Source organism: Psittacicella melopsittaci (assembly GCF_003585925.1).
Lineage (GTDB): Bacteria > Pseudomonadota > Gammaproteobacteria > Enterobacterales > Psittacicellaceae > Psittacicella > Psittacicella melopsittaci.
This window is the reverse complement of the sequence record NZ_NRJH01000037.1, coordinates 1-22909: the sequence shown is the minus strand read 5'-3', so window position 1 is coordinate 22909 and position 22909 is coordinate 1. Positions and strand designations below refer to the sequence as shown.

15 protein-coding genes and 1 rRNA gene are annotated in these 22909 nt (G+C 34.7%); 7 read left to right on the top strand and 9 right to left on the bottom strand.

Going from position 1 to position 22909, the window contains the following annotated elements:
* Positions 1–33: 33 nt before the first annotated feature.
* From ettA to CJP74_RS04650, 4 genes are all read left to right on the top strand, one after another.
* A complete protein-coding gene (gene ettA, locus CJP74_RS04665) occupies positions 34–1710 on the top strand; it encodes an energy-dependent translational throttle protein EttA (protein WP_119497119.1) in 1677 nt (558 codons plus the stop codon).
* A 103-nt stretch (positions 1711–1813) separates the two neighbouring features.
* Positions 1814–2764, top strand: a complete 951-nt coding sequence (trxB, locus tag CJP74_RS04660; RefSeq protein WP_119497118.1) for a thioredoxin-disulfide reductase — start codon at positions 1814–1816, stop codon at positions 2762–2764.
* Positions 2765–2808: 44 nt separating this feature from the next.
* A complete protein-coding gene (locus tag CJP74_RS04655; RefSeq protein ID WP_119497117.1) occupies positions 2809–4824 on the top strand; it encodes an ATP-binding cassette domain-containing protein in 2016 nt (671 codons plus the stop codon).
* Positions 4817–6616 (top strand): amino acid ABC transporter ATP-binding/permease protein, encoded by a 1800-nt coding sequence (locus CJP74_RS04650; RefSeq protein WP_119497116.1) that lies wholly within the window; start codon positions 4817–4819, stop codon positions 6614–6616. Before CJP74_RS04655 ends, CJP74_RS04650 begins: the two co-directional genes overlap by 8 nt.
* Before the next feature lie 19 nt (positions 6617–6635).
* Here the strand turns inward: CJP74_RS04650 and CJP74_RS04645 are convergent, their stop codons facing one another.
* From CJP74_RS04645 to pepN (CJP74_RS04635), 3 genes are all read right to left on the bottom strand, one after another.
* Complete coding sequence (locus CJP74_RS04645) at positions 6636–7463, bottom strand: 1-acylglycerol-3-phosphate O-acyltransferase (RefSeq protein WP_119497115.1); 828 nt, start codon at positions 7461–7463, stop codon at positions 6636–6638.
* Positions 7464–7584: 121 nt separating this feature from the next.
* Complete coding sequence (gene pepN / locus CJP74_RS04640) at positions 7585–10233, bottom strand: aminopeptidase N (RefSeq protein WP_119497114.1); 2649 nt, start codon at positions 10231–10233, stop codon at positions 7585–7587.
* A 93-nt stretch (positions 10234–10326) separates the two neighbouring features.
* The gene (pepN, locus tag CJP74_RS04635) at positions 10327–12987 is read right to left on the bottom strand and encodes an aminopeptidase N (RefSeq protein ID WP_119497113.1); all 2661 of its coding nucleotides are present in this window, start codon (positions 12985–12987) and stop codon (positions 10327–10329) included.
* 492 nt (positions 12988–13479) lie between these two features.
* Here pepN (CJP74_RS04635) and CJP74_RS04630 point away from each other — a divergent pair, with 492 nt between their 5' ends.
* From CJP74_RS04630 to CJP74_RS04620, 3 genes are all read left to right on the top strand, one after another.
* Complete coding sequence (locus tag CJP74_RS04630; protein ID WP_222986935.1) at positions 13480–15147, top strand: L-lactate permease; 1668 nt, start codon at positions 13480–13482, stop codon at positions 15145–15147.
* A 130-nt stretch (positions 15148–15277) separates the two neighbouring features.
* The gene (locus CJP74_RS04625) at positions 15278–16474 is read left to right on the top strand and encodes an amino acid aminotransferase (protein WP_119497111.1); all 1197 of its coding nucleotides are present in this window, start codon (positions 15278–15280) and stop codon (positions 16472–16474) included.
* 8 nt (positions 16475–16482) lie between these two features.
* On the top strand, positions 16483–17748 hold the full coding sequence (locus tag CJP74_RS04620; protein WP_119497110.1) for an amino acid aminotransferase: 1266 nt from the start codon (positions 16483–16485) through the stop codon (positions 17746–17748).
* 38 nt (positions 17749–17786) lie between these two features.
* Here the strand turns inward: CJP74_RS04620 and dxs are convergent, their stop codons facing one another.
* The 6 genes from dxs to rrf all read right to left on the bottom strand — a co-directional run bounded on the left by dxs (position 17787) and on the right by rrf (position 22859).
* Complete coding sequence (gene dxs, locus CJP74_RS04615; protein ID WP_119497109.1) at positions 17787–19727, bottom strand: 1-deoxy-D-xylulose-5-phosphate synthase; 1941 nt, start codon at positions 19725–19727, stop codon at positions 17787–17789.
* Position 19728: 1 nt separating this feature from the next.
* Positions 19729–20883: a polyprenyl synthetase family protein gene (locus CJP74_RS04610; protein WP_119497108.1), complete on the bottom strand. Its 1155-nt coding sequence runs from the start codon at positions 20881–20883 to the stop codon at positions 19729–19731.
* 19 nt (positions 20884–20902) lie between these two features.
* Positions 20903–21118 carry an exodeoxyribonuclease VII small subunit gene (gene xseB, locus CJP74_RS04605; RefSeq protein ID WP_119497107.1) on the bottom strand — a complete coding sequence of 72 codons (216 nt, stop codon included), beginning with the start codon at positions 21116–21118 and terminating at the stop codon, positions 20903–20905.
* 10 nt (positions 21119–21128) lie between these two features.
* Entirely contained in the window at positions 21129–21626 is a 498-nt protein-coding gene (locus tag CJP74_RS04600) for a YajQ family cyclic di-GMP-binding protein (protein ID WP_119497106.1), read from the bottom strand.
* A 90-nt stretch (positions 21627–21716) separates the two neighbouring features.
* On the bottom strand, positions 21717–22505 hold the full coding sequence (locus CJP74_RS04595; RefSeq protein WP_222986933.1) for a LysO family transporter: 789 nt from the start codon (positions 22503–22505) through the stop codon (positions 21717–21719).
* Positions 22506–22743: 238 nt separating this feature from the next.
* Positions 22744–22859 (bottom strand): 5S ribosomal RNA (gene rrf, locus CJP74_RS04590).
* Between the last annotated feature and the right edge of the window lie 50 nt (positions 22860–22909).

Sequence of the window (22909 nt, the reverse complement as noted above, 5' to 3'; positions counted from 1 at the left end):
ATTTTTCTCAAACTTATTTAATTACTCTTAGATATGAGCAATCAATTTGTTTTTACTATGCACCGCTTATCAAAAGTAGTGCAACCAAATAACCGCTTTATTTTAAAAGACATTAATCTTAGCTTTTTCCCAGGAGCTAAAATCGGTGTTTTAGGTCTTAATGGTGCAGGTAAGTCTACACTTTTAAGAATTATGGCTGGAGTTGATACTAACTATGAAGGTACAGCTCGTCCTCAACCTGGCATTAAAATCGGCTATTTACCACAAGAACCAGAATTAGATCCAAACAAAACGGTAAAAGAAGTTGTTGAAGAAGCATTAGGCGATATTAAAAACGCTCAAGAACAATTAGAGCGTATTTACGCAGCCTATGCTGAACCAGATGCTGATTTTGAAAAATTAGCTGCTGAACAAAGTAAATATGAAGCTATTATTCATGCTTCGGGCATGGAAGAGCATGATATTGAACGTGCCAAAGATGCTCTTCACCTTCCACCAGACAATGCTTTAGTTGGTAATTTATCTGGGGGTGAAAAAAGACGTGTAGCTTTATGTCGTCTGCTTCTACAAAAACCAGACATGCTACTTCTTGATGAGCCTACTAACCACTTAGATGCTGAATCTGTAGCATGGTTAGAAAAATTCCTTGAAAGATTCGAAGGTACAGTTGTAGCTGTAACCCACGACCGTTACTTCCTTGATAATGTAGCAGGTTGGATCTTAGAACTTGACCGTGGTGAAGGTATTCCATGGGAAGGTAACTATAGTTCATGGTTAGAACAAAAAGAAGCTCGTTTACAACATGAACAAAGTGTTGAAAATGCACGCCAAAAATCTATCCAAAAAGAACTTGAATGGGTACGTCAAAATCCTAAAGGTCGTCAAGCAAAATCAAAAGCTCGTATGGCTCGTTTTGATGAACTTACTTCACAAGAGTACCAAAAACGTAACGAAACTAATGAAATTTTCATTCCACCTGGTCCGCGTTTAGGTGATAAGGTTATTGAGGTGAAAAACCTTGCTAAAGGTTATGACGGAAGAACTCTGTTCGAAGATCTTAGCTTTAACCTACCTAAAGGTGCTATTTTAGGAATTATCGGGGCAAATGGTGCGGGTAAATCTACTCTATTCCGTATTATTACGGGTAAAGAAGCTCCAGATGCTGGTGAAGTAGTTTTAGGTGAAACTGTAAAAGTTGCTTCTGTTGATCAATTTAGAGATAACCTAGATAACAATAAAACCATTTGGGAAGAAATTAGCCAAGGGCAAGATATTATGCAAATTGGCAACTTTGCAATTCCTTCACGTGCTTATGTAGGTCGCTTTAACTTTAAAGGCTCTGATCAACAAAAACGTATTGGTGAGTTATCTGGTGGGGAAAGAGGACGCGTACACTTAGCAAAACTGCTTCAAGCAGGTGGTAATGTGCTTCTTTTAGATGAGCCAACCAATGACTTAGATGTAGAAACTATGCGTGCCTTAGAAAATGCTATCTTAGAATTCCCAGGTAATGCTATGATTATTAGCCATGACCGTTGGTTCTTAGATAGAGTATGTACTCATATTCTCGATTATACAGATTCTGGTAAAGTAGTATTCTTTGATGGTAACTTCACCGAATATGAAGACTGGAAGCAAAAAAATCTTTCTCCTGAAGAATTAGCACCTAAACGTCGCAAGTATACTCATATTTCTGCACGTGGTGCGTAATTTCTTTCCATTAGTGGTATAATATATACTGTTTAGAAAGATAGTTAATAAACTTTTTAAACACAAGTATTATTTTATATTATATTATTGTGAGAATTTAATAATGGAAACTAGAAAAGTAATTATCTTAGGTTCTGGTCCTGCAGGTTATACAGCAGCCGTTTACGCTGCTCGTGCAGGTTTAGATCCAGTATTAATTTCAGGTCCTCAAGTTGGTGGTCAATTAACAACAACTGATGAAATTGAAAACTGGCCAGGGGCTTTTGAAAAAACAACTGGTACCATGTTAATGAGTAATATGCGTCAACACGCTCTAAACATGGGAACTGAGATCATTGCCGATACAATTAAAAAAGTAGATCTTTCTTCACGCCCATTTAAATTATATGGCGCAAGCGAAGAATACTCTACCCAAGCCTTAATTATCGCAACTGGTGCTTCAGCTAAATACCTTGGTCTTGAGTCTGAGACTAAATATAAAGGCATGGGGATTTCAGCGTGTGCCGTTTGTGATGGCTTTTTCTACAAAAATGGAGAAGTTGCCGTAATTGGTGGTGGTAATGTGGCTTTAGAAGAAGCTTTATACCTCTCTGGTATTGCTAATAAAGTTCACTTAATTCACCGTCGCCAAGAATTTAGAGGTGAGAAAATTTTACAAAAACGTCTAGCAGATAAAGTTGCAGAAGGTAAAATTGTTCTTCATTTAGACTCAGTAGTTAAAGAGTTTAAAGGTGATCCTGCTATGGGACTAAAATCAATTGTTCTCGAAAATGTTAAAGATCACAGCCTAGATGAATTAGCTGTAGACGGAGCATTTGTTTCAATTGGTCACCACCCTAACACTGAAATCTTTGCTGGTCAACTTGAAATGACTAAAGGATATATCAATGTTAAAGCTGGTGGAGAACGTTATAGTACCCAAACAAGTGTACCTGGTGTTTTTGCCGCAGGTGATGTAGCAGATCATACTTACCGTCAAGCAATTACTTCAGCTGGAGCTGGTTGTCAAGCAGCTTTAGATGTTGAACACTTTCTCTCTCAACTTGAAGATTAAGCTAGCGACCTCGCTAGCTTTTTTTGTCTTAGGACTACTTTTATATGAATAAAGCACGCCAAAAGTACTTAATGCAAATGTTAGATAGCTATTGTAAACCTATGAAGCGCTATCTCAACATTTTTGTCTTCATTATTACTTTAGCCACCATCTGCCAAGTAGTTGCAATTACTAAACTTGTAACTCTGTTAATTACTACTCCCGAGCAATTTCTTTCAGGAAGTATTTATCTAGCTGTAGTAATTATTACTATGGTAGTAAAAGCTGTAGCTATTTACCTACGTTCAAATCTTACACAAAAAATTGCAGCTCAAATTCGTTCAACGGTGCGTGAACAAGTAATTAAGCGTTGTGAACAGCTAGGGGCAAAAGGCTTAGGTCATAATACTGTAGACATGTCTATTTTCTATCTTGAGCAAGTAGAACTCTTAAATAACTATATTGCCCGTTTTTATCCCCAAGCTATAGCTTCACGTATTCAACCCGTGTTAATATTAATTGCGGTGTTTGCTGTTAACTGGATAGCTGGATTAATTTTACTTATATGTTTTCCCTTACTCCCTGTTTTTATGATCTTAATCGGTCTTAAAACCTCGGAAATGAATGCCAAGCAGTTAAAAAATCTTCTTTACTTAGGGAATCAGTTCCACGATAAATTAGTAGGAATTAAAACCATTATCTCCTTTTCTAAACAACGCCAAACTTTAGAGAAGATGACTATTAATAGTCAAAACTACACCTACACAACCATGCAATTGCTCAAAATTGCCTTTTTAAACTCTGCCGTGCTTGAGTTTCTTTCATCAGTATGTGTAGCCTTAATGGCAGTGTACTTTGGTATAGGTTATCTCGAACAATATAATTTTGGTAACTACTCAGGAGTAGGAATTTCTCTTTTTGCTGGCTTTTTCTGTTTAACTTTAGCAGGGGAGTTTTTCCAACCTTTACGTGACCTCGGAACCTACTATCATGACCGTTCTTCGGCACTCAATGCTATTGACGAATTAGAAAAATTTATTAATCAACAAGCACAAGAAAACCAAGACTATGTTGATGTAGATCGAGTAAATCCAACTAATGTTGTCGAAGAAAAAGACGATCTTTATGATTCGAGCTTTAAAACTATAGATATGGCAACTAATACAAAAATCTATAGTCAAAAGCAAGCGACAAATCACTCTCCTAGCACCCCTAAGAAAAGAAGCAAACAAGCTGTTTTTCTAGATGCAAGTAAAGCTCCAGAAAATAAAGAACTTAACTATCCATTTAGTCAAGCTCAAGATAAATTTTTAGCTTTAGACGCTAACGCGGTAATCTGTGCTAAAGATTTAGAAATCTATACTCATTCTGGGCAAAAACTTGTTGGTAATTTAAACTTTAGTTTTAGTTTAAAAGAAAAAGTAGCCATTATTGGAGAATCTGGTGCAGGTAAAACTAGTTTACTTTCGTGCTTATTAGGTCTATACCCTTATAAAGGAAGCCTAACGATTAATGGAGTAGAACTTACGCAAATTAATCGTAACTTCTACTATCCATACTTTAGTTGGTTAGGGCAAAATCCAAATCTTGACCAAGTCTCTATTTTAGAAAATCTCAGCTACAGCTCAAGATATTTAAATAACCAATTTGATAAAGAGCCAGTTGTAGCTAAAACAAACGACTTAAGCCAACAAGAGCAAGCTTTTGTTAACTATCTAGAAAACTTACCTGCTTTAAGTCGCCTAAGCATTAAACGAGCTATTATTAACGCTCAATTAGATGCTTTAGTAGATCAACGTGGTCTTAACTATCAAATTCAACAGCATAATATAGGCTTGTCTGGAGGTCAAGTGCAACGTCTGGCTCTTGCTCGTGCTTTAGCAAAACCGCACTTATTCTTAATTATTGATGAACCTACAGCCAACCTAGATGCTAAACTTGAAAAGGCTATTTTTGAAAATATTAAAAATCACCCACAAGGCATTCTTATGGTTACACATAGACTTGAGCAAAGTGCAGCTTTTGATAAGGTTTACACTTTAACAAAAGAAGGTATTACCTTGGAGGTATCTAATGTTTAGATTACTCATTCGTCTTTTTGCAGGTAAAACCTTTATTATGCTCCTAGGACTTATTTTAACTATTTTAAGTTTAGGTTCTTCTTTAGGTCTGCTAACTCTAGCTGCTTGGTTCCTTGCTTCTTGTTACCTAGTTGCAAGTATAGATTTTAATATTTTCTATCCGTCGAGCTCGGTACGTGGTTTTGCCATTGCCCGTACGGTTTTAAAATATATTCAACGTTTAGTAACGCACAAAGCAACTTTTGATGTTTTAACTAAACTAAGAATTCAAGTTTTTGCTAGTTTATTACCTATGTTTACTGATGTAAACAAAATGGCAAAATTTAAGTCAAGTGTAAACTCAGTGCAAATGAATGACAATGAGTTATTTGACCGCGTAATTAAGGATATAGACAACCTCGATGGTTTCTATGTAAATATTCTTATTCCTTTCTTAGGGACTATTTTACTCTTTGTTGCTTTTAGCATAGGTTTAGCCTTTATTGACTTAAAACTAGCTCTATTTATTGGGGCTTGTTTAGTTGGTATTACTTTAATTGTGCCTTGGATTTTCTATCCTCTCGGTAAGAAAATTGCAGGTAATGTTGAGCAAGAATCAACTAAACTTAGATTAGCTTTTTTAAACTACTTAGAGTTACAATTTGAAAATGTAATCTTTAATAAAGAAAATAAAAAAGTACAAAATCTTAAACAACTAAACCAAAACTTAATTAAAGAACAACTTAAACAAGATAAATATGTAAATCTAACTACTTTTATCTTACAAGTTCTACTCGGAGTTGTTCTAACTATTACTATTTTTGGGACAAGTTATTTACAAGTATTGCATGCAACTGACCTGCGTTTACCAGGTTTAGCCCTAATCTTTATCTTCTTAATTATAGGTTCAATTGAGTTTATTGTTCCTCTGGCTAACCTCTTTGTCCATTTAGGACAAGTTACTTCATCACTAAAAAACCTTGAAGTTTTATTAGAAGATGATCAAGCCGAACAATTTGCTCAAAACCTCACAGATATAGATTTAGGTAAAGCAGTTAGCAAAGAAGTTGAGACGCAAAGATTTTATCCAGATCAACTCGATAGCCAACTTGTGCAAGCAACGCAAACTTTAGGGCTAAGAGTTAATGGTTTAAACTTTAATTATCAACAAAACCCAGTTATTCAAAACTTAAGTTTTAACTTTAGCCCTCAAGAATCTTACCTCATTAGTGGTGATTCTGGTTTAGGAAAAACAACCCTGTTAAATTGTATTCTTGGTTTAGAAACTTCTTTTCATGGGCAAATTTACTTTGATTTATATGATCAAGACGGAAAAGTAATTCATACTCTTGAAGCTCATTCTGGGCAACAAAGAGAATTATGTGTAAACCTGAGCCAAAGAGTACATATTTTTAATGACTCGGTGTTTGATAATTTAAAAATTGCCAATGTTAATCTCACTGAAGAACAAGCTAAACAAGTTTTAAGCCAAGTAGGCTTAGATTACCTAACGCATAACCTCAGGGAAATCCTAGGCAATGGCGGACGTACTCTCTCAGGTGGAGAAATTCGTCGTATTGGTATAGCTCGAGTATTACTTTCACAGGCTAAGTTAATTATTCTTGACGAACCAACTGAATCTGTTGACGCTAACTTAGAAAGAAAAATGCTAGAGTTAATTTTTGCTCATGCTCAAAAACTTAAAGCAACAGTTATTTTAGTTTCACATAATAAAAATAACTATACTTTCTGTAATAGCATTTTAAAAATGAGTAAATTAAATAATCAAACTCTATTAACAAAAAAAGAGTAGCAAAATCGCTACTCTTTTTTTATGCTTTATCTTCGCCTAGTTTATACTCTGGATTGCTTTCGATCCATTGATCGTTATCAACAAAAGTAAATTTTGGCATATCAGTACAAGCGGAAAAGTCTTTGGCTGCAACCTTAGCATTTAATTTACGATATTCTTCAATAAATTGCTTTTCTAGTTGGGCAGCTAAAGCTTTAGCTTGGCTACGTTTCATTCCTTTAGTATTAATTGGCGTTAAGTATTTCATAATAACATCACCGTTATTTAATTTACCAACTTTATACTTATTTAAGTCTGAAACTACCACAGGAATAATAGGAACTCCCGCTTCAATTGCGGTAATAAAGGCACCAACCTTAAAAGGAGCTATTTCCCAACGTCCGTAAGATCTGGTTCCTTCTGGGAATAACCAAACGCAATATTTGTGATTAACAATTTTATCAACCACTTGTTGCACAGTTTTATAAGATTTACTTGCCGAAGTTTTTTCAATAAGAATATTACCTGAAGCCCAATACATCCAACCAAAAATAGGAATCCAAGACAATTGTCTTTTACCTACGGTCACCGTATTTGGTTGAATCATTTTTGCTAGGGTAACTATATCTAAAGTATTTTGATGGTTAGAGATATATACTGCTGTTTTAGGCAGATTATCTGTTTCTTGCTCAACTTTGGTATTTAAACCATACACAGGTTTTAATAATGGACGGACAAAGTAAGCAATGCGATACATGTTCATTTTGTCTTTTAGCTTAAATAAACAAAGAATAAAAGCAAAAAGACAAAGGAAAATCCAATACACTAGTACTACTAGTGTACGCACAAAAGCAATAATATAATACATAAGAAAAAATAAGACCGTATAAATTTAATTGGCTTTCTAATATTAATACGATTAAATTATATTACGATGACTAAAATTGTCAAGAAAAAAGAACGTCAATCGCTTGACGCTCTTTTTTTAATTAAGCTTCACTTGCTTGAAGACCTTTAGTAAGAATTTCTAAAGCATTGCGTGAGAACTGGATTTGGCTACTTAAGAGTTCTTTAATTACATTTAGTAACTTAGAACGATAAGGTTCGACATATAAGTTGTACTCGGTAAAAATACGACAAATATGTGGTGAAACTCCTGGATTATATTTATCCACTTGGATAAGTAATTCTTTAAGGAAATCTAACCACTCATAAGTAAAGCTTAACGAGTAGTTTCTTGCCAGTTCACCAATTAATAAGTAAATAGAATTAGGTTTGGTATAGCTAAATTGTTTAGCATTTTCTACTGCTTCTTTTACTTGCTCAATTGATCTTGCACTTCTAATTTCTAAGCCTAAAAGACGATCAAGACAAATAGTATGCTCTTGATACTCTTGGATATATCTCTCTTTTAAGGAGAAAAGCCCCGTTAAATTGTTTTCAAAGACTGCGGTGAGAGCTGCAAATTTGTCGGTAAAACAAGTAGCCTTGTCGTAAAGCTCGGCTACCAGATATTCATACTCTGGCTTACGCGAAAGAATTTTAATTAATTCTCGACGTAAAGCTCGTTCACCAAAATGTTTGGCATTGTATTCCCACTCTCTAAATGGTAGCTCTTGATAAAGCTGGAAAAGTTGCTCGTGGTAATCTGCACATAATTTCTCCTCAATCGCACGGGAAATACTATTGTAGGCATGCGGATTATAAGCTTTTTCTGCGTTACCTGTTAAACTGCTAGTATTATGTAAGCTCAAAATTTCAGCCGTAATACTTGCATTTTCTCGAGCTTGAGCAAAGAGGTTACCGTAAATTGCCTTAAAGTCTTGATCTAGCTCTAATTGAGCACGCGGATCTTGAGCAAATTTAGCTTCATTCTTAGCCACTATATTATTTAAATAGGTTCTAATCGCATTGTATTTAGCAAAGAAATTTTGACAATTTGCTGCTATATTTGCTAAATCAGCACTTGTTAGATCCTGCTCGATTTTAACTGGCGAAGTAAAGTCTAGATTAGTTACTACAACTAGTTCTTCAGGGACATTTACTAGCTCTAACTCATATTGCTCAGTTTCAAAGACAATAACCTCTGGGACTAAGTTACCATCTTTACTTTCTAAGTTAGTTAAAGTACGACCATCTGCGGTTAAAAATTGCGTTTTTAAAGCCAGAGTTAGAGGTTGTTTTTCTTTTTGATCAAAAGTTGGTGGCGTATGTTGCTTAAATACTAAAGTTTGAGTTTTAGTATCTGCATTATAGTTCGAGCTTACTTTTACCACTGGTGTACCCGATTGACTATACCAAAGACGGAAGTGATCTAGATTATATCCAGAAGCATCTGCCATGGCATCGACAAAATCATCACAGGTTACCGCCTTCCCATCATGGCGAGCAAAGTATAATTTCATTCCTTTTTGGAAATTTTCTTCGCCAATAAGCGTATGAAGTAAGCGAATAACTTCGGCACCTTTTTCATAAACTGTGCTTGTATAGAAATTATCTTGCGACTCTACTTCATCAGGACGTATAGGGTGAGATAGAGGTCCTTTATCCTCGTTAAATTGATACTGTTGAATTGTTGCTGCGTCCTGAATACGTTTAACCGTACGATCTAGGGTATCTGAAGAGTATTCTTGATCACGAAATACAGTTAACCCTTCTTTAAGCGTTAGTTGGAACCAGTCTCTACAAGTAACTCTATCCCCTGTCCAGTTGTGGAAATACTCATGGGCAATAACTGAATCAATTAAAAATAAAGAGTTGTCTGTTGACGTATCTTTACAACCAACTAAAAGTTCATCGTTAAAGATATTTAACCCTTTATTCTCCATAGCTCCAGCATTAAAGTAGCCTACGCCAACGATCATAAATACATCTAGGTCATACTCTAAACCAAAACGATCTTCATCCCATTTCATAGCACGCTTGATCGCTTGCATCGCAAATTTAATTTGCTCGAGACGACCTGGTTCAGCAAAGAGTTTTAATTGTACTTGACGTCCTGATTTAGTTACAAATGTATCTTCGAGTAAATCAAAATTACCTGCAACACAGGCAAAGAGGTAAGAAGGTTTAGGGAAAGGATCGTGCCATTTAGCGTAATGCCACTCTTGATCTACTTCTCCTGAAGCAATTAGATTACCATTGGATAGCAAATATTTATATGCTTTTTTGGCTTCAATGGTAGTAGTAAATTCAGCTAAACAGTCTGGGCGGTCAAAGTAAAAACTTATTCTTCTAAAACCTTCTGCTTCACATTGTGACACTATTACTTGGTCAGATAAATAAATACCTGACATAGACTCATTTTCTTCTAAGTTGAATTCATTTAATACTTCAAGAGTAAATTCACTAGCATCTGCTAAACTTGAAACATCTACTGTGAGGTTTTGGAAGCCATCTACTTCAGAAACTAAATCTAAAGTATATTTATCCCAATCTTGTCCATTTATTTTTAAGGCAAGTAAATCTAATTTTTGTCCATTTAAGACAAATGAACTTGCTTGCGGATTTAAGCGCTTAATTGCAATTTTATTTTTCACCCGAGCCACTGGTAGATCTAATTTAATCTCAAGATCTACTTTTGTCGCGGTAAAATCTAAAGGTTTATAATCTAAACGGCGTAATTTAACCTGAGTCACTTGAACTCCTTAATTTTATCTTGCACTGATTTTTATTATAGCATAGGCAAAGAAAAACCCTCGGTATCTCAGTACCAAGGGTTTTTCTTTAGGTTATTTTAAGTCTTTTGCCATTTCTAAGGCTGACTCAACTTTTTCACGAGCATTATTCGATAAAGTTTGACTAGCTAAGAACTCAAGTTGTTCTAGCACTAGTTTTTGATATTGCGGAGCAAGCTTGAAGAATTTTAACAGTAAGTTAACAAGGTTCGAAGATAACTGTGGGTTAAACTTATCTGTTCTTAAAGCTTCTTGAGCAATATATTGTACCCCTGTACCGTCTAAGTTATACATTACATTGTAGTTATAGAAGGCTAAAGGATTTAAAATAGCTCGCACACGATTTGGGTTATGCGCATCATAAGTATGAAGTTTAGTTAAATCTTTAACTTCATTAATATCTTTAGCAAGAGTAGCACGTAAAGATTGGTAAGCATCTAGAACCAGAACTTCATGGTGGTAACGCTCTAAGAATTCTTTTTCTAATTCAGCTAAACCTAAGTTATTAGTTAAGTTAAGGTTTAAAGCGTTAATACGATCGGTGAAGTTATCTGCATTAGTATATAGATCCCTTACTAATTCTTTATGTTCACCTTCACCTGTAATTAAGCGTAAGAGGACATATTTTAAGTCACGTAAACCTGCTTGTTGCACATTAAACTCAAATGCCCCTACTTCTGGTAAATCTTGGTATAAAGCTAAAGCACGATGACCATGAGCACGAGTTAAGGTTTCATTTACATGTTTATATACTTTAGCTACAGCTAACGGATCTAAATCCTTTTCAAAGCGAGCGGCTACAGCATCAGGAGTAGTAAATCTTAATAACGTAGCATAAAGAGCTGGATTATCTAAAGCTTTACCTAATAAAGTTTCGAATACATTTAAGTATAAGCCTAAAGCTTGCCCTGCTAAAACTGGATTATTAGTTAAATGTGCTTTATAAACTTCAAAGTTTAGATCTTGAATTGCTTGATAGCGCGAATATTCGTTTGGAATATGTTGAGCAACAAAAGCTAACTCTTCAAATGATCTATCTTGATGTACAATCACTGGAGCTGAGAAGTCAACATTAGTTACTACAACTAATGGTTTATCTGTAGCAATTTGCAGATTTAATTTAGCTTCTTCAAGAACAATTAATGATTCTACAGGTTTACCATCAACGGTTTTTAGATCTAGAACTTGATTACCTTCTCTATCTAAGAAAATAGTTTTTAAAGGTAAAACTAGTGGATGTTTTTCTTTTTGATTATGAGTTGGATAGGTTACTTGTTCTAAATCTAAGAATAACACTTGGTGCTCAGCATCAAAATGTTGTTTAACTGTTACATGTGGAGTACCTGATTGACTATACCAAAGTTTAAAGCGATCAAGGTTAACTCCTGAAGCATCAGCCATAGCTGCCACAAAGTCATCACAGGTTACAGCTTTACCATCATGACGTTCAAAGTATAATTTCATCCCTTTTTGGAAGTTTTGCTCGCCAATTAAAGTATGAATCATACGAATTACTTCTGAACCTTTATCATAAACAGTTAAAGTATAGAAGTTATCTTGCGATAAAACTTTTTCAGGACGAATTGGGTGTGAAGTTGGACCACGGTCTTCGTCAAATTGATGGTTTTGCATAATAGCTACACTTTCAATACGTTCAATTGTACGGTCAAAAGTGTCTGAGGTAAACTCTTGATCACGGAATACCGTTAACCCTTCTTTTAAGGTTAATTGGAACCAGTCACGACAAGTTACACGGTCACCTGTCCAGTTATGGAAATATTCGTGTCCTACAACCTTATCAATACGCTTTAAACGAGCATCTGTAGCTGTATCTTTATCACCTACAAGAGCTGATTCATTGAAAATATTCAGACCTTTATTTTCCATAGCTCCCATATTGAAAAAGCTCACTGCCACAATCATAAAGAGATCAAGATCATATTCTAAATCAAAACGATCTTCATCCCATTTCATTGAGCGTTTTAATGAGCTCATCGCAAAGTGTAACTGATGTCCTTTACCTACTTCAGCAAAGATTTTTAAATCAACTTTACGACCTGATTTAGTTACAAATTGATCTTCTAAAACATCAAATTCACCTGCAACTAAAGCAAATAAATATGAAGGTTTAGGGAATGGGTCATGCCAAACGGCAAAGTGTTTACCCTCAGCAAGATCACCTGATTCTACTGGGTTACCATTTGATAAAAGGTATGGATATTTAGCTTTATCTGCAGTAATTTTAACAGTAAATACTGATAAATTATCTGGACGATCAAAGTAGTAAGTAATTAATCTAAAGCCTTTAGACTCACATTGCGAACAAATGTGCTCGCCCGCTTTATAGATCCCTGATAATAATTTATTATTTTCTACTTCAAGAGTATTTTCAATTTCCACGACAAAATTGTCTTGGTCATCTAGTTTACTAATATCCAAAGTTAAATTTTGGAATTTACCTTCACCAGGTAAGTTTTCGAGTTTATAGTCATCCCAAGCTAAGCCATTAACTCTTAATTTAAGTAATTGTAAATCTTGTCCATCAAGCACAAAACTTGTTGCCCCTGGAGTTAAACGTTTAAAAGTTAGTTTTGAACGAACTGTAGAGGGAAATTCTGCCTTACTATCAAAGTTAAAATCTAAATAAGTGTCCACAATTTGGAAATCTAATGGACGATAATCTGCACGTAGCATAGGTTTGTTTTCTATACTCATATTAATAAGCCCTTATATAACTTGTCTGTGATTAGCTTAACACTATAAAAAATACTTTGCAAGTGCAAGCAATATAAAACTTTACTATTTCACTAGGTTATTAAGAAAAAACTTGATTAAATTTTATCAATAGGATATCACTATTAATCTAGACTTTTAGCTTCTTCTTGGATCCTTTGTATAAGAAAAATAGCTTCTCTCCCTACTCTATTTATTATGCCATTATTTTTCTCAGATCTTGTAGTTTTCATTGAAATATTGGGCATTCGGCTTAAATAAATTTGTTTTAACTAAGTTTTATCCTGCTCTTTTATTTGAGAACTTGAGCACAAAAGTTGGTTATACTTGTGGGTCATAAAAATAGACAAAACTTTTAAGATTAGCTAATATTTTTGTTAGGAGTGGGAAAAAATAATGTGACAAAATATGACTTATTTCAGAAAAACTAGTATAATATCCCATGTTTTTATAATTCTACGATGAGGTATAAACGTGGATCAATCAAATATTTGGACGCAAGATTATGCTGCCATTGGTGGATCTGAGATCCTAACAGCAATCGTTGCGTTAGTTCCTATTGTATTTTTCCTTCTAGCCTTAACAGTATTAAAACTAAAAGGTCACATTGCTGCATTTTTAACTCTAGTTATTGCAGCTATTATTGCAACTATCTTCGGTATGCCATTACACTCAACTGCTTCAGCGACGCTATTAGGTATCCTAAGCGGTTTATGGCCAATCGCATGGATTGTAATTTGGGCAATCTTTATCTATAACATCTGTGTGCGTTCAGGTAAATTCGAAGTTATTCGTTCATTTATCTCTGGTATTTCAGATGACCAACGTGTTCAAGTATTACTAATCGCTTTTGCGTTTGGTGCTTTCTTAGAAGGTGTTGCAGGTTTTGGTATTCCTATTGCAATCGGTGCCGCTTTATTAATTGGTTGTGGTTTCAAAAACCCAATCGCTGCTGCAGCTCTATGTCTTGTAGCTAATATGGCTTCAGCTCCTACAGGTGCTATTGGTATCCCTGTTACAGTTGCGGCTCAAGTTACTAACATTGACGCTTCAGTATTATCTGCATTAATTTCACGTCAATTAGCAATTGTTATCTTTATCCTACCATTCTGGTTAGTAGCAATGGTTGATGGTTTACGTGGTATTAAAGATACTTTACCAATGATTTTAGTTGTGTCAATTGTTTCAGCTATTACTTGTTTCATTGCTTACAACTTTGTTGGTCACGAATTATCTGACGTTATCCTAGGTGTTGCGGGAATGGTATCTATTATCGTATTCTCACGCATTTGGAAACCAAAACGTCAATTAACAGCTGATGGTTATGTTGAGAGCAATGCTTCTAAACAAGAAGCTAAAGCTACAGACACTAAACACTTTACTGTAGCTCAAACTATCTTTGCTTGGTCACCATTCATTGTTATTACTATCTGTGCTTTAGTTTGGACTTTACCAAGCTTAAAAGCTTTATTAAATACTTTCACAACTACTTTCCAAATGGCTGGTCTACATGGCGAAATCATGAAAGGTGCTCGCTTTGCGGTAGAAAACCAAGCTCCAGAAGCTGCTATTTGGAGATTTGATCTATTAGCTTCAGTTGGTACAGCTTTATTCTTATCAGCTATTTATACAGTAATTGCTTTCCGTGTAAAACTAAGCACTACATTATCTGTATTAGGAGCTACAATTAGACAATTATTATTCCCAATCTTAACTATCTGTTTCGTTTTAGCATTCGCAAAAGTTGCTGACTACTCAGGTCAAACAAGTTCAATTGCGATCCTATTATCACAAACAGGTGTAGTATTCCCAGTATTAGCTCCATTATTAGGTATGCTAGGGGTATTCTTAACAGGTTCAGTGGTTAACTCAAATACTTTATTTGCTAAAGTACAAGTTACAACTGCACAATTAATTAATGTTAACCCAGACCTATTAGCAGCTTCTAACACTTTAGGGGCAATTACAGGTAAAGTAATTTCTCCACAATCAATCGCTATCGGTTGTGCGGCTGCAGGAGCTCAAGGTCGTGAAGGTGAATTACTAGCTTATGTATTAAAACATGCAGTAATCTTCGCTTTCTTAATCTGTGTCTTAACCGTTCTTCAAGCTTATGTTTTAACTTGGACTACAGTGGTATAAGATAAACTACAAAAAAAGGCTTTTGGTAACCCCAAAAGCTTTTTTTATATCTTTAGATATATTATTATCAGTCGCTTTGTGTTAAAATCAGAATATAACACTTATTTTCTTAATTTACGCTTATATTAATATGTTATTTTCAAAACTAGAGACAAAACCTATTGACCCTATTATAGGGTTATATCAAGACTACTTAGCTAATACAAACCCTAAGAAAGTTAATCTTTCTATAGGTCTTTATTTTGATGAACAAGGTCGCATTGACTTAATGGGAGCAGCACGCAAGGCAGCTCTAGTTTTAGCTGAAAAAAATCAAGTTAAAAGCTACTTACCTATTGACGGTGACCGCGAATATTTACAAGCTATTAACGAACTAGTATACGGTAAAGATAACCCTGTATTAGTAGAAAACCGTTTAGCTTCAGTACAAACTTTAGCAGCTACAGGTGGCTTACGTATTACTGCAGATGCTCTAAGAGAATTTGCAGGTTCTACTCGTTGTTGGGTTTCAGATCCAACTTGGAGTAACCACATAGATATCTTTACCGAAGCAGGTTACCAAGTAGGAGCTTATTCATATTACAATCGTGACCTTATGTCTTATGACATTGAAGCTCTTTTAGCTGACTTAGAAAATAAACTTTCTGAGCGTGATGTAGTTTTAATGCACCCAGTATGTCACAACCCAACAGGTGCTGACTTAACTGAAGAAGACTGGTTAAAAGTATATGCGCTTATTAAAAGTAAAAATGCTATTCTTGTTTTAGACCAAGCATACCTAGGTTATGGTAAAGGAATTGAAGAAGATGCTTTAGCAGTACGTCTAGCTGCTCAACATTTAGATCAATTTGTTCATATTTTCTCTAGTTCTAAAACTTTTAGTATCTACGGCGAGCGTATTGGTAATGTTAATATTAAATGTAAAGATGCTGAGCAAGCAGTAGTATTAACATCTAACCTAAAACAATTAATTCGTTGTTGTTACTCAACACCTATTTGTAATGGTGCTCGTTTAGTTAAAACTATTTTAACTACCCCTGAAATTAGAAAAACATGGGAAGCTGAACTAAATGCTTACCGTGAACGCTTACAAAATTTACGTAAAGAATTTGTTGCTAAATTAAAAGCATTAGGAGTAGACTTTAGTTACATTGAACAACAATATGGTTTCTTCTCGTTCTTAAAATTAACTCCAGAACAAATTCAAGCTCTAAAAAATGACTATGGTATTTACGCTTTAGAATCAGGTCGTATTAATTTTGCGGGCTTAAACCAAAGCAATATTGACTATGTAACTAATGCAATTGCTGCAGTAATTAAAGGATAATAATACATATGGATTTTTTCTCTGATATAACTCTTGCCGCTGATGATCCTATTCTAGCTTTAGTGCAACAATACCTTAAGGACACGCGTCCAAATAAAGTGGATTTAAGCGTTGGCGTTTACTATAACCCAGAAGGTAAACAAGAAAATTTTGAAGCTGTGCGTGTAGCACAAAAAGCTGTAGCTGAGTATTTATATGCTTTACCTACAGAAGCAAAATTAGAGCAAGTAAACACAGATCTAGCTAAATTAGTAGCAAAAGATACAAGTGAATCTTACTTACCTGCTACAGGTTATAAAGGTTTTAACCTTGCAGTTCGTGATTTAGTTTTCCCTGCTGATTTACCTGCACGTCAAGAAGATCGCATTCAATCTATTGAAACTGTAGCAGGATCTGGTGGCTTACGTCTTGTTGGTGATTTTATCCATAAACAATTAGGTTTAGAAACTATTTATATTTCTAACCCAACTTGGAGTAATCACTTTGCAATTTTTGAACACTCAGGTTTAAAAACAGCCGAATACAGCTACTATAATCCAGCTACTAAAGCTTTAGATGTTGAAGCTACTTTAGCTGATTTAGATAAGCTTACAGCCAAAGATGCTGTACTTTTACAAGCAGCTTGTCACAACCCAACAGGTTATGACTTTACGCCAGAAGAATGGAAACTAGTACTAAACAAAATCAAAGAAAAAGGTGCTTTACCTGTATTTGATTTTGCTTACCAAGGTTTTGGTGACGGTTTAGACGAAGATGCTTATGCAGTACGTTTAGCAAGTGAGATTTTTGCTGAAGCTCTTGTTATTTCTTCTTGCTCGAAAAATTTAGGCTTATATGGTGACCGTTTAGGGGCAATCCATGTAATTGCAGCTAATGCCAATGAAGCAAACTTAGCTGTATCTAACCTCCAATCTTTTGCAAACAACTATTACGTATCTCCAGGTACCAATGGTGCATTTGTTGCAACTACGGTATTAAATAACCCTGAATTACGTAGTCAATGGGAAAATGACTTAGCTCAAGTACGTAGTCGTATTAAAGATTTACGCACTAAATTAGCTAATGCTCTTAAAGCTCGTGGCTTTGACTTTGACTTTGTTGTGAAACAAAAAGGTATGTTCTCTTACACAGGATTTACCCCTGAACAATGTAAAGAACTTAAAGAAAAATATGCTATCTATATTGTAGGCAATGGACGTATCAATATTGTAGGTTTAAACGATAATAACTTAGAATATGTTGCTGACGCATTTGCCGCTGTATTAAGCAAATAATAAAAGGACCTCCGAAAAATCGGAGGTCTTTTCAGATCTTAATTATTTAGACTTTTGCCTTTGGCAATAATGCGTGCAATTAGTTGTTCTTTATCCCACTGCATAATTTGGTCAATTATATTGGTATTAATTGGCGGAATAAACTCATCTTGAATCCCAATTGCTAGACTAGGAACTAAAACATTTAAGTTCATCATGCTTTCAAAAACTGCACTTGCAGCCCCACCTTGTTCAGCATTCTCTTCGAGAACTACCACTAGGCTATAATTCTCTAATTGTTTAATTATCTCTAAATCTAGTGGCTTAACAAAGCGCATATCAAAAACACTTGCCCCTATTTGCTCGCCTATAGCTAAAGCTTTAGTTAGCATATTACCAAAGTTTAAAATGGCAATGCCTTTTGACAAGTTAAGTTGATGCTCGTGATTGAATTGAGCTAGCTTTTGGGCATTAGTTTGCATAAGTTGTACGCCTTTACCTAAGCTAATTGGCGTTTCTAGTAATTCTTTACTAGTATATTGACTTTGCTCGGCAATTTGACTTGCTTTACCACGAGGATAGCGTACTGCAAATGGACCATTATAAGTGTAACCAAATTCTAACAGAGCTTGTAAATTCTCTCCACTACTTGCCGTAGTTACAACAAGATTTGGAATACATCTTAAATAGGAAATATCAAATGCCCCTTGATGGGTTTGCCCATCTTCACCTACAATCCCTGCTCGGTCTATAGCAAAGAGTACAGGGTGATTATCTATAGCAACATCATGAATTAGCTGATCATATGCTCTTTGGAAAAAGGTTGAATAGATAGCAACTACAGGCTTTAAGCCCCCAATTGCTAATCCTGTAGCTAGAGTAACTGCATGTTGTTCAGCAATGGCTACATCAATAAGCTTTTCTGGAGCTACCTTATTGAATTCTTGCATTCCTGAACCTTCAATCATTGCTGGAGTAATAGCTATTAAATGCGGATCTTGAGCATGTTTAACTAACCAATTACCAAAAATTTGCGAATAGCTTGGAGCACTAGCACTTGGGGGCGTAGCTTTTTGCTCTTCTTGTGGCGTAAATTTACTTACACCATGGTATTTAGTAGGTTCGGCTTCGGCAGGTAAATACCCTTTACCCTTAGTCGTTAAAACGTGCACTAATTGTAATTTACCATTACCTTTAAGACGTTTAAACAAATGTACCAATCCGCGCACATCATGCCCATCAACTGGTCCTATGTAATCGATTCCTAAAGTACGATACAGGTTAGCAATTTCAGGAGACAAAAGACTTTTAAATGCACTCTCAGTTGATTTTAATATACTTTTTAAAGGTCCTATATCTGGCAGTAAATCTTTAGATTTAGCTCTGATTTGCTGATATATCTCTGATTGGAAAAGCTTTTCTGTTTGACGATTCAGAGCCCCTTTATTTGGGCTAATAGACATGTTATTGTCATTTAAAATAATCGTGAGAGGAGCTTTTATATCCCCCACATGATTTAATGCTTCAAATGCCATGCCTGCAGTCATAGCTCCGTCACCAATTACAGGTATTACATCACTATTAATACCACGAGCTTGATTAGCTATGCTAATTCCTGTTGCCACACTTAAAGAAGTTGAAGAATGTCCAACCGTTAGAATATCGTGCTCTGATTCTTTAATAAAGGGAAAAGGATGTATGCCTTGATACTGTCTAATAGTACCAATTTTCTCTTTACGTCCTGTTAATACTTTATGAGCATAAGCCTGATGCCCTACATCCCAAATAATTTTATCATTTGGACTGTCATAGACATAATGTAAGGCTACCGTAAGCTCTATGGTTCCTAGATTAGAAGCAAAATGCCCTGAACTATTACTAATACTGTAGATCAAAAAATCTCTTAATTCATTACATAATTGAGGTAATCGACTTTCGTCTAGAGCTTTTAAATCAGAAACTGTATTAATTTTGTCAAGCAATGGGTAAGTACGTTTCATATTATTTTCTGCGGTTGACAACATAAACGGTAATTTCACGTAGCCAATTTACTGCATTACGCGAAAATTCCATTTCACTAAAGCCACTAATTAAATTATCTAACTGCTCAACATAACCTAAAGTCTGGACAAAATTACTCTCTAGTTTCTTTTCAGCTTCTTCTAAGCCAAATAAGCTAACATAAGTTAACTTATGATTAGTTTGATCAGAGCCAACTGGCTTACCTATTTCTTGTTCATTGCCTTTTACATCTAAAATATCATCTTTTATTTGAAAGGTTAAGCCTAAATTATATGCCCATTTAGATAGTATATCTTCTAATAATAATGTAGTTTTAGAACGCTCTTTTGCGTATAAACCTAAAAGCACACTACTACGAATTAGAAATGCAGTTTTACGATAATGAATTTGACTTAATCTTAATTCTGCATGCTTGGTGCTAAGATTAAGTTCTTTTAATTTGTTGATGGTTAAATCATCTCCTAAAATGTCTAAAGCTTGACCTAGGCACATACCATAATGCCCTGCTCCATAAGATAAAATTCTTATTTGCTCTAAAGCAGCTTTAGGAGAAATTTTTTGATTACTACTTAATAAACTAAATGCTAGAGTTTGCAATGCATCACCAGCTAATATAGCCATACTTTCACCAAAAACCTTATGGTTGGTTAATTTACCGCGACGATAATCATCATTATCCATCGCTGGTAAATCATCGTGAATTAAGCTATAAGTATGAATAGCTTCTATAGCCATAGCGGCAATAAGCAAATCACTTAAATTAGCTTTAGTTAGAATACCACCGATAAAAACTAATGCAGGTCGTAACATTTTGCCATCAGAGTAAAGACTATAGAACATAGCCTCACTAAGCTTGTCTATGTCAAACTTTTGCATTATTTTATCGCTATCTTTATCACTTGGTAAAAGAGATAAAATAGTTTGGTCTTGCGAAAATAGTTGTCGAAGAGGATCTGCCCCAGTGCCTAACACAAGTTTAATAAAATCTTTTGTTGCTTGGCTAACCAGAGATAAAACTTGTTCTAGAGGTAAATCTTTACTCAACTCAGTTGCAAGTTGATGTTTCTCTACCACTAGTTCGGCTAAATCATTTAGAGAAAGAGCTTGCTCTTCGAGTTTTTTGTCTTGAATCATTTATTTAAGTAAAAATTTATTATTGACTGCGTTTTTGTTGCACAGCTTCTATTTGTTGCTTAGCTTGATCAATTTGTTCGTGTAAGCTATCGATTAAACCTAAAGCTTGAATATAATTGCTTGTAAGTTCATTTAGAGTAAGTTGATCACTCTCCATTAGCTTAACAATTTCATTTAACTTGGCAATATTTTCTTCAAAAGTTAATGATTCATTCTCTTTTTTCTCAGCAGTCATATTTTTACTCCTAATCTCTGAAGTTTTCAAATTGTAAAGCTAAATTTAATTCAGATTGAGCATTACGCATTAAGGCAATAACCTGTTGAAGATCATCACGGTTTTTCCCTTGTACGCGAATTTTTTCTCCCTGAATTTGTGCTGTTACTTTTAATTTGGTTTCTTTGATCATTTTAGTAATTTTTTTAGCTGTATCTTGATCTATACCGTTTTTAAAAGTAATTTCTTTAGAGTAGGTTTTACCTGCATGTTCATGCTCTTCAGGAATTTGTAAAGAGTAGAATTCAATATTACGCTTAATTGCAGCGTTAACTAAAATATCAACTAATTGCTGTAATTGGAAATCTGAATCAGCAACTAATTTAACTTTATTATCTTTAGCGTTTAATTCAATTGAAGCATTTGTCCCTTTAAAGTCAAATCTGCCACCTAGAACACGCTGTGCATTTTCAACTGTATTTTTTACTTCGAAGTTATCAATTTCTGAAACTATATCAAATGAAGGCATAGTATAAGTCCTATAAGAATATTTTACCCTTGCTATTATAACAAATTAAGCCGTTAAAATAGTTAAAAATAAAGTCTTAGTAAAGAATTACTAAGACAAACTGGTAAATAAAATAAGTAAAACAGGAACATATAAATTAACTAAAAAGCCAAAACTAATGGCTAAGCCAACTACACCTGTACCACCCGCTTTTTGGATAATAGGTAAAGAGCAATCAAGAGAAGTTGCCCCAGGAAAAGTAATAGCTGTACAGCGATACTTTTTCATTAAAATCGGAACTAAAATTAAAGCTAGTAGCTCTCTAGCCATATCGACAAAGAACACTAAAGAACCGTCTAGAGCCCCATAAGTTTTAGTGATAACAACGCTAGTTAAACTATACCAGCCCATCCCCGAAGATAGAGCTAGAGTTTTCCAAAGATTCATATCAATAATAAAACTTACAATTACTCCTCCTATAAGACAGCTGAATGTAAATAACAAGGAAATAACTAAAGCTTCTCGATTTAAAAATACATCTCTTAAACGATATTTTGCACTACCTAATTGTAAGCCAACAATAAAAATCAGGGCTAATAGAGCTATATTCGAGTATAAATCTAGTTTGTCATGATCTACTTCATAGTTATAGTACTTACAAAATCCGCCTATAACTATTCCTATTATTACCGAAGACACTAACTTAGTAATATCCCAAATCAAGTGACCTAGACTAGCTTTTACATGATGATAATGTGCATTTTTTCCTTTTAAATGGTCATATACCATTAAGACTAAAATGTTAGCAGCCGAGATAACGGTAACAAAGACAAAAGTGTTTATACCAACTTGCGGTATTTTTATTAATAGGTCATCTATTTGAGCTAATTTAAAACCCATAATAAATAACAGTATATATAAAATTAAAGTTAGCAATCTGCCTAGATATTTACCTATACGAGGAAATAAATTACCAAAGTAGTAGCCAACAAATATAGGAATTAAAATTATTCCCAATCCCTCTAAAATACCCATATAAATTCAAGCATTAAGTTAATTAGTTAATTTCCTATTGTATCACTATTTTTACTCAAAAGAAAACCCTCTAGACATTGTCTAGAGGGTTGAATAGAAATTAATCTGGCGATGACCTACTCTCACATGGGGAGACCCCACACTACCATCGGCGCTACAACGTTTCACTTCTGAGTTCGGCATGGGATCAGGTGGGACCATTGTGCTAATGTCGCCAAAAGCGGTTAATTTAATAACTTGCTGAATTTGATTTACTAAATCCTTGTTCT

Coding starts and splice junctions, on each gene's coding strand:
- ettA (WP_119497119.1), top strand. CDS start 34: ATGAGCAATCAATTTGTTTTTACTATGCACCGCTTATCAAAAGTAGTG.
- trxB (WP_119497118.1), top strand. CDS start 1,814: ATGGAAACTAGAAAAGTAATTATCTTAGGTTCTGGTCCTGCAGGTTAT.
- CJP74_RS04655 (WP_119497117.1), top strand. CDS start 2,809: ATGAATAAAGCACGCCAAAAGTACTTAATGCAAATGTTAGATAGCTAT.
- CJP74_RS04650 (WP_119497116.1), top strand. CDS start 4,817: ATGTTTAGATTACTCATTCGTCTTTTTGCAGGTAAAACCTTTATTATG.
- CJP74_RS04645 (WP_119497115.1), bottom strand. CDS start 7,463: ATGTATTATATTATTGCTTTTGTGCGTACACTAGTAGTACTAGTGTAT.
- pepN (WP_119497113.1), bottom strand. CDS start 12,987: ATGAGTATAGAAAACAAACCTATGCTACGTGCAGATTATCGTCCATTA.
- CJP74_RS04625 (WP_119497111.1), top strand. CDS start 15,278: ATGTTATTTTCAAAACTAGAGACAAAACCTATTGACCCTATTATAGGG.
- CJP74_RS04620 (WP_119497110.1), top strand. CDS start 16,483: ATGGATTTTTTCTCTGATATAACTCTTGCCGCTGATGATCCTATTCTA.
- dxs (WP_119497109.1), bottom strand. CDS start 19,727: ATGAAACGTACTTACCCATTGCTTGACAAAATTAATACAGTTTCTGAT.
- CJP74_RS04610 (WP_119497108.1), bottom strand. CDS start 20,883: ATGATTCAAGACAAAAAACTCGAAGAGCAAGCTCTTTCTCTAAATGAT.
- xseB (WP_119497107.1), bottom strand. CDS start 21,118: ATGACTGCTGAGAAAAAAGAGAATGAATCATTAACTTTTGAAGAAAAT.
- CJP74_RS04600 (WP_119497106.1), bottom strand. CDS start 21,626: ATGCCTTCATTTGATATAGTTTCAGAAATTGATAACTTCGAAGTAAAA.
- CJP74_RS04595 (WP_222986933.1), bottom strand. CDS start 22,505: ATGGGTTTTAAATTAGCTCAAATAGATGACCTATTAATAAAAATACCG.